This is a genomic window from Pseudomonas sp. Sample_24 (assembly GCF_004307605.1).
GTDB lineage: Bacteria > Pseudomonadota > Gammaproteobacteria > Pseudomonadales > Pseudomonadaceae > Aquipseudomonas.
Window position 1 is genome coordinate 1 of the sequence record NZ_RCNW01000251.1, and the last position, 2,328, is coordinate 2,328.

The 2,328-nt window shown below is 59.1% G+C and carries 2 protein-coding genes and 1 pseudogene; 2 read left to right on the forward strand and 1 reads right to left on the reverse strand.

All coding sequences use genetic code 11. The features are described 5' to 3' along the window. Positions 1-1,598: DNA repair protein RecN (recN, locus tag D8V06_RS14085; protein WP_130931155.1), on the forward strand; the 1,598-nt coding region annotated here is incomplete at its 5' end. A 73-nt stretch (positions 1,599-1,671) separates the two neighbouring features. Here recN and fur read toward each other — a convergent pair. Beyond that, a complete protein-coding gene (fur, locus tag D8V06_RS14090) occupies positions 1,672-2,076 on the reverse strand; it encodes a ferric iron uptake transcriptional regulator (RefSeq protein WP_003197684.1) in 405 nt (134 codons plus the stop codon). A gap of 97 nt (positions 2,077-2,173) precedes the next feature. Between fur and D8V06_RS14095 the strand changes: the two are divergent. Beyond that, positions 2,174-2,328, forward strand: a pseudogene (locus D8V06_RS14095) (outer membrane protein assembly factor BamE); the annotation flags it as partial.

Below are 2,328 nucleotides of genomic sequence, written 5' to 3' on the forward strand. Positions count from 1 at the left end.
TGATCACAGGGGAAACCGGCGCCGGCAAGTCGATCATGCTCGACGCCCTGGGCCTTACCCTGGGCGACCGCGCCGACAGCGGCGTGGTCCGCCCCGGCGCAGACAAGGCCGATATCCTGGCCACCTTCGACCTGGCTGATATCCCGGAAGCCAGCACCTGGCTGGCCGAGCGCGATCTCGAGAACGACGGCCCGTGCATCCTGCGCCGGGTGATCACCGCCGAAGGACGCTCGCGCGGCTACATCAACGGTACGCCCTGCCCGCTCGGCGACCTCAAGGCGCTGGGCGAACTGCTGATCGACATCCACAGCCAGCATGAACACCAATCCTTGCTCAAGACCGACACCCATCGCCGCCTGCTCGACGAGTATGCCGGGGCGACCGATCTCGCCCGCCAGGTCCAGCTCGCCGCCCAACGCTGGCGCCAGACCCATCAGGAACTCGAACGCCTTTCCAACTCCGGCGATGAGCAACGCGCCCGCCACCAACTGCTCAGTTATCAGCTTGAAGAACTGGAAAACCTCGGCCTGGGTGATAACGAGCTGGAACAGCTGGAACAGGAACACAAAAACCTGACCAATGCCGAAACCTTGCTGGGGATCTGCCGGCAGGTGGTCGAGCAATGCAGTGAAAGTGATTCCGGCAATGTATTGAATGCCCTCACCGCCAGCCTCAACCGCCTGTCGAGCGTGAATAGCTCCATCGGCGCGCTCGGCGAAGCCAGCAGCCTGCTGACCAGTGCACAGATTCAGGTTGAGGAGGCCGTGGGCGAGCTAAACCGTTTCCTCGACAATTTCGATGCCGACCCGGCCCGCCTTCAGTTTCTGGAAGAACGTCTCGACGCGATCTACACCATGGCGCGCAAACATCGCATCCAGCCCACCGAGGTCGCGGAGATGCAGCAGCGCCTGCTGGACGAAATCGAAACCCTGAATGCCAACGATGAATCCATCGAGCGGCTGAGCGACGAATTGGCGTCCTATGCCCGTCATTATCAGGAGAAAGCCCGGGAGCTGAGTGATCTGCGCCACCAGGCATCGAGCAGCCTGGCCAGCGCCGTGGAGCAGGAAATCCAGCGCCTGGGCATGCCCGGAGGGCGTTTCACTATCGAGCTTCGCCCCAACAACAGTAACGAACTTTTACCGAATGGCCTCGAACAGGTAGAACTGCTGGTCAGTGCAAACCCGGGACAGCCATTGAAGGCCCTGGCGAAAGTGGCTTCTGGCGGTGAGCTGTCACGGATCAGCCTGGCGATTCAGGTCATTACCGCACAAACATCACGCGTGCCAACCCTGGTGTTCGACGAAGTGGACGTAGGCATTGGTGGCCCGACCGCCGAAATTGTAGGCCAGTTGCTGCGTCGACTTGGCGAGCGCGGGCAGGTACTGACCGTGACTCACTTGCCACAAGTGGCTGCGCAGGGGCACCAACATCTATTTGTGCACAAAGTGCGGGGCGAGGACGCCACTCGCACCGCCGTCTCCAAGCTGAGCAAAAACGATCGAGTCGAAGAAGTCGCACGAATGCTGGGTGGTATCGATCTCACCAAGGAATCTCTGGCTCACGCCAAGAAAATGGTGGTGACTGCGAAGGTTTAAGGCGGGCAGAAAGCACGAAGGCGACCCAGAGGTCGCCTTCGTTCGTATCGCGAACCAGGTTCGCGCGACATGCTTACTTTTTCTTGCGTACGTACAGCACCAGATTGTGATCAACCATCTCGAAGCCGTACTTGTCGACGATGGCTTTCTGCAGGCGCTCGATTTCTTCGTCGAAGAATTCGATCACTTCACTGGTTTCGACGTTGACCATATGGTCGTGATGCTTGCCGTCGTCCAGTTCGAAGACCGCATGGCCTCCGTCGAAGTTGTGCCGCACCACAAGGCCAGCTGCCTCGAACTGGGTCAGTACACGGTAAACCGTGGCCAGACCGACGTCCTCGCCAGCCTCCATCAGCGCCTTATAGACATCTTCAGCGCTCATGTGGCGTTGCTCGGCGGAATCGAGCATTTGCAGAATCTTGACCCGTGGCAGGGTCACTTTGAGGCCGGCTTTGCGTAGTTCGCTATTTTCAACCATGGTCAGCTTTCTCGCGATGCTGCTTCGCAGCTTCTCTTAATGCGGGTATGATCGGCGTTTACGTTGTCCCAGCCAAGATAGTGGAAGTCGCCCACCGATGCAAAACACCAAGCTCTTGCTAACCAGTTTCACCTTTGTGGGACTGCTCGCACTCGCCGGTTGTTCATTCCCCGGGGTTTACAAAATCGACATCCAGCAGGGCAATGTCGTCACGCAGGACATGATAGACCAGTTACGCCCGGGAATGACCCG